The 5469-nt window shown below is 56.5% G+C and carries 6 protein-coding genes; 5 read left to right on the plus strand and 1 reads right to left on the minus strand.

Annotated features, from left to right (window positions below; all coding sequences use genetic code 11):
- Window positions 1–1089 (minus strand): L-serine ammonia-lyase (locus VFU50_20315; protein HEU5235213.1); only part of this gene is annotated, 1089 nt, incomplete at its 3' end.
- Between the two features lie 148 nt (window positions 1090–1237).
- Here VFU50_20315 and VFU50_20320 point away from each other — a divergent pair.
- The 5 genes from VFU50_20320 to VFU50_20340 all read left to right on the plus strand — a co-directional run.
- Window positions 1238–2383 (plus strand): acyl-CoA dehydrogenase, encoded by a 1146-nt coding sequence (locus VFU50_20320; GenBank protein ID HEU5235214.1) that lies wholly within the window; start codon window positions 1238–1240, stop codon window positions 2381–2383.
- A 61-nt stretch (window positions 2384–2444) separates the two neighbouring features.
- Entirely contained in the window at window positions 2445–3449 is a 1005-nt protein-coding gene (meaB, locus tag VFU50_20325) for a methylmalonyl Co-A mutase-associated GTPase MeaB (protein HEU5235215.1), read from the plus strand.
- Entirely contained in the window at window positions 3442–3849 is a 408-nt protein-coding gene (gene mce / locus VFU50_20330) for a methylmalonyl-CoA epimerase (GenBank protein HEU5235216.1), read from the plus strand. The genes meaB and mce overlap by 8 nt, the downstream gene beginning before the upstream one ends.
- A complete protein-coding gene (gene tsaB / locus VFU50_20335) occupies window positions 3849–4505 on the plus strand; it encodes a tRNA (adenosine(37)-N6)-threonylcarbamoyltransferase complex dimerization subunit type 1 TsaB (GenBank protein HEU5235217.1) in 657 nt (218 codons plus the stop codon). Before mce ends, tsaB begins: the two co-directional genes overlap by 1 nt.
- 299 nt (window positions 4506–4804) lie before the next feature.
- Window positions 4805–5469: hypothetical protein (locus VFU50_20340; GenBank protein ID HEU5235218.1), on the plus strand; the 665-nt coding region annotated here is incomplete at its 3' end.

Consider the following 5469-nt stretch of genomic DNA (forward strand, 5'->3'; position numbering starts at 1 on the left):
TGTCCCGCCGAGGGCGGCAACCAGGCCGCCTGCGGCTATGGAGCATGCGACACCGACCTCACCCTGGCAGCCAACTTCCGCGCCCGAAATGGAAGCATTTTCTTTGTACAGAATGCCGATGGCTCCGGCGGTGAGCAGATACCGAAAGATGTCTTCAGACTGCGCGCCCGGCGTAAAAAGCAGATGGTAGCGAGCGACGGCCGGGATAATGCCGGCTGCGCCATTTGTTGGCGCCGTCACCACGCGGCCTCCGGCGGCGTTCTCTTCATTGACTGCCATTGCGAACGCGTTCACCCAATCCATGGGCGCGAGCGGATCGGCCGTGGGCCTGCCGCTAAGCTTCTGAAACAATCGCGGAGCGCGCCGGCGCACTTTGAGACCCCCGGGAAGAATGCCTTCCGTTCGCAGGCCACGATCGATGCAGGCTTCCATCGTGAGATGAATCTGATTCAGCCGCTCGCGGATCTCTGATTCGGGCTTCCAGGCATTTTCATTCTCAAGCGCAATTTCCCAAATTGATAATCCCGTTTCATCGCCGATGCGGAGAAGATCGGCGGCGCTGCAAAATGGAAATGGAACTTCCTTCTTTGCAGATGCGCCAGATGGGGCGCCCTCTTCACCTTCTTTGCTTATGAATCCGCCGCCAATGGAGTAATAAATCTGTGTGTCCAACACGCTGCCGTCAGTCGCGAACGCGGTAAATCGCATTGCATTGGAGTGCCCAGGGAGGGTTTCTGTCGTTCGAAACACCAGATCGCGGGGCTCGTCGAAATTGATCGGGCGCCGATGCAGCAGGCTCAGCTTTCCCGTTTGGCGAACCTCAGCCACGAGCGACTCGATTTTGCCGGGATCAACCTGATCCGGCGCTTCGCCCAACAATCCGAGAATCACGGCGCGATCCGTGGCATGGCCGCGCCCTGTGAGAGCGAGAGAGCCGAATAATTCGGTGCTCAGGCGCGCGACGTCGGGGAGGCGTCCATTGGAGAAGATGCGCGAGACGAAGTCTTTGGCGGCGCGCATCGGGCCAACTGTGTGCGAACTCGACGGCCCAATCCCGATCTTGAAAATCTCAAAAACGCTGGTTTTCACGTTAATTACTTCGTTACTAGCATTGTAGGCCAACCGCAGGAGTGCATCCGGTTACTTCCTGGGACCACAGCGAAAAATACGCGATTTCAGCATGGTATGCTCACATGTTTTGTCCCTGAATGGACTTTTGAGACACACTTAGGTACGCATGGATTTTCAGTTCACAGAAGAGCAGGATCAGCTCAAGCGCTCGGTGCGGGAATTTGCCGAGTCGGAGATTCGTCCACACGTAATGGAGTGGGACGAGAAATCTGAGTTCCCCCTTGCGATCATTAAGCAACTCGGCAAAATGGGATTGATGGGCGTAGTCTTTCCGCCCGACTACGGCGGCGCCGGTCTCGGCTATGTGGACTACGTGATCGCCGTCGAGGAGCTGTCACGCGTTGATGGATCGGTAGGCATCATCGTTGCCGCCCACAATTCTCTCTGCTCGAACCATATCTATGTTGCTGGCAACGAAGAGCAGAAGCAGAAATATCTTCCTAAATTGGCATCGGGAGAATTCATCGGGTGTTGGGGGCTGACGGAGCCCGGCTCGGGCTCCGATGCGGGCAGTGCGCGCATGACGGCAGTTCGCCGCGGTCGCAATTGGGTGCTCAACGGCACGAAAACTTTCATCACCAACGGCCATTATGCAGATGTTGCGGTCATCATCGCTGTGACGGATAAGACCACCGGCACTCACGGGCTGTCCGCCTTCATCGTCGACAAAGATACGAAAGGCTTTCGTCCCGGCAAAAAAGAAAACAAGCTCGGCCTGCGTGCCAGTGACACGGCGGAATTGATTTTTGAAGATTGCGTGATTCCGGCGGAGAACCTCGTCGGAAAAGAAGGCGACGGTTTTATCGATGCCATGCGCGTTCTCGATGGTGGGCGCATCTCGATTGCGGCGCTCTCGCTAGGCATCGCACAGGGCGCATTCGAAGCCGCACTCAAATATTCAAAGGAGCGCAAGCAGTTTGGACGACCGATCAGCGATTTTCAGGCAATCCAATGGAAGCTCACCGACATGGCCACAGAAATCGACGCCGCCCGTCTGCTCACCCTTCGGGCCGCCTCGATGAAAGATGCTGGGCTGAAGACCACGCAAGAGTCTTCGATGGCCAAGTTGTACGCGAGCGAAGTTGCAGTGCGTTGCGCGAACGAAGGAGTGCAGATTCACGGTGGTTACGGCTTCATCAAAGACTATCCTGCGGAAAAGTACTATCGTGACGTAAAACTCTGCACCATCGGCGAAGGCACCAGCGAGATTCAGAGGCTAGTAATCGCCAGGCAGTTGCTGAAGAGCTACTGAGCTGCTCAGGTTCTGAGTCTCCTGAGCTTCTAAGCCTCTCCTATACACTGTCCTGTTCGCGATGCCTGTTCCCGCAGAAACCGAAAAGACGAGCGCATCATCGCTCGAATCATTCGTGGAGCGCATTCGCGGCGGTGAGGTTCGTGCTCTCGCTCGCGCGATCACCGCGATTGAAAACAGCTCCGCGCAAGCGACTCGGTTGATGAAGGCGCTGTTTCCCTACAGCGGAAACGCGACCGTGATCGGACTTACGGGCTCGCCCGGCGCCGGCAAGAGCACGCTGGTTGATCAACTCGCCCGCGAGTACCGCAAGCAGGAGAAGACGATTGGCATCATCGCTGTTGATCCCACGAGCCCGTACACAGGCGGAGCAATTCTTGGCGACCGCATTCGCATGCAGGCGCATCATGCCGATACGGGAATTTACATTCGCAGCATGGCGACCCGCGGTTTTCTTGGAGGACTCGCGCCAGCAACTGCAGACGTAGCCACGCTGCTTGATGCCTCCGGCAAAGACGTTGTCCTCGTGGAAACTGTGGGAGTCGGTCAGGACGAGATCGACATCGTGCGCCTCGCGGATATCACAGTTGTAATTCTTGTTCCCGGAATGGGAGATGATGTCCAGACCATCAAGGCCGGCATCATGGAGATCGCGGACATCTTCGTGATCAACAAGAGCGACCGTGAAGGCGCCGATCGTGTTGAGCGCGAGATACGCGCCATGCAGACGCTGGCAATCCGTCGCGATGATTGGACTCCGCCGATCGTGAAAACCGTCGCAACGGACGGGACTGGCATCATGGATCTGCTCAAGAGTATCGGCGCCTATCGTGAATATCTGGAGAAGAAGGATCTCGTGCTGCGCAAGAGAGTGAGCAGCTGGCGCGAGCGGTTGATTGAGATGCTGCGCAAAGCTCTGCTCGACCGCATCATGCACGAGCGGCTCGATTCCGAGCATCTTAATCGCTACGCGCAAGAGATCGCGGAGCACCGCCGCGATCCTTACTCGCTGGTGGAAGAGTTGGTGAGCAGCTTCGGCGCACACGCGGGAGACAAGCATGTTTAACGTGGACCATCTTGGCATTGCCGTGAAGAGCATCGCGCAGGCGCGCAAGTTTTATGAGCAACTCGGCATGAGAGTTGTCGGAGAAGAAATTGTAGAGCAGGAGAAAGTACGCGCGGCGATGGTGCCCGTGGGCGAGACACGGTTCGAGCTACTCGAAGCTACCTCTGACGACTCGGTGATCGCGAAATTTATCGCGAAGCGCGGCGAAGGTTTGCATCACGTCGCCGTCCATGTGAACGACATTTCCGCGACTTTCGAGGAACTCAAGCGCAAAGGCGTGCGCCTGATCTCGGATGAAATCAAAGTCGGCGCCGGTGGACACCTCTACATTTTTGTCCATCCATCGGCAACGGGAGGCGTGCTGCTCGAACTGTGCCAGGATCCAATCTCCGCGGTCTAATGCTGCTGCTCGCAATCGACACTTCCGGCCGCCAAGGTGGCATCACGCTTGCCCGAGGCGCGAACGACATTGAGATCATCGAATCAACTCCGATTCAAGGCGGGACATTTTCAGCGGAATTGGTTCCGCAAATCGCCGATGTTCTCGAGAAGCACAGTTACAGGGCAACCGATCTAAAAGCTCTAGTCGCAGTTACCGGCCCAGGATCCTTTACAGGGCTGCGCGTTGGACTTACCGCCGTGAAAGGGCTCGCGGAAGTTCTTGGTATTCCGATCGCAACTGTGACTTCACTGGAGATTCTGCTCGCGGCTGCCGGAGAGCCAGATTCCGCAATGGCAGTACTCGACGCCGGCCGCGGCGAGTTGTATGTAGCGACACAGACCAACGGCGAGCGAGAAGAGTCTCTGCTCACAGCGGCTGAAGCTGCAGCAATCGCCAGCTCGCGCCCTTTACGAGTTATTGCGGCGGAAGCGAGCGTTGCATCCAAGTTTCCTAAGTCAGATCTGATCCAGTACTGCAGCACGGAGGTTGCAGCGCGCCTCGGTTTCGACAAAGTGCGTGCACGCAATACTGTTGATGTGCTTGCACTCGACGCCAACTACATTCGCAAGTCGGAAGCCGAGTACATGCAGAAACTGAAGAAATCAGGTATGTGACAGCCGGCAAATTTACATTCAGGAATATTCGATCAAGGAGTAGAAGAGCTGAAAGAGACCACAAAAGAAGTCAAAAGGATCGCGATTCAGGAGGAGGCGAGCGAAGCGGAGCCCAAAGCGCCGTAGGCGCGACATATGAGTAGCCCAGCACGTGAGTGCTGGGTAGGAGTGTGCAATAGACGAGCCCCGCAGGGGCGGCACCTTTCCGGAGTCTGATCTTTGAAAGCTACCGGCTGTGCTGACAAACTCACGAAGTTGCTAGAACCCCATTACTGCCTTGCCTATGGGAGATGCGCATTATGATTGCCGTCATTTCCGATCTCCACTTCGAAGAAGAAGCTTCCGACGTAATCTCCGGGAACGGGAAGCAAATCATCTTTCGACGCAACCTGGAGCCGAAGGCTTATCAGGGCTTCATCGCGCATATGGCGAACGAAGTTCGCCGCCGTAAAGCGAAATCATTTGAACTGGTGATTGCAGGCGACCTGTTCGACTTCAATCGCACAACACTCTGGTTTCAAGACGATGCCCGTCCATACACCGCATTGAATGAAACCTCTCCCGAACTGGAACAGAAGCTGCTCGGCATCTTGAACGCGACTGCCAAGGAGCCCCCAGTCGCCAAGACGCTCGAACTGTTTCGCGATCTAGCTTCGGGCAAATACAGGAGCGGCGATCCCAATCGCGAGGGCAGCGCTGTCGACGCTTTTCCATGTCCCGTGAAAATCACCTGTCTTGCAGGAAACCACGACCGCGTTGCCAACGCCACACCAGCGATTCGCAACCGCATCGGAGAGCTGATCGGCATGCCTGTAAGCCAGCCATTTCCGCATTACCGTCTGCTCGATGAACCTGACGCGCTTATCCGCCACGGTCATGAGTACGACAGCACGAACTTCGCGCTTGATCTTCCCGGAAATGCTCCGATCCCGCTCGAAGTTGATGAAGCCGGATACTCGCAGGC

This window comes from Terriglobales bacterium (assembly GCA_035764005.1).
GTDB lineage: Bacteria > Acidobacteriota > Terriglobia > Terriglobales > Acidobacteriaceae > Gp1-AA112.

Bases quoted from the DNA above. Each gene is read 5' to 3' on its own strand.
- VFU50_20320 (HEU5235214.1), top strand. From the start codon at position 1,238: ATGGATTTTCAGTTCACAGAAGAGCAGGATCAGCTCAAGCGCTCGGTG.
- meaB (HEU5235215.1), top strand. From the start codon at position 2,445: ATGCCTGTTCCCGCAGAAACCGAAAAGACGAGCGCATCATCGCTCGAA.
- mce (HEU5235216.1), top strand. From the start codon at position 3,442: ATGTTTAACGTGGACCATCTTGGCATTGCCGTGAAGAGCATCGCGCAG.
- tsaB (HEU5235217.1), top strand. From the start codon at position 3,849: ATGCTGCTGCTCGCAATCGACACTTCCGGCCGCCAAGGTGGCATCACG.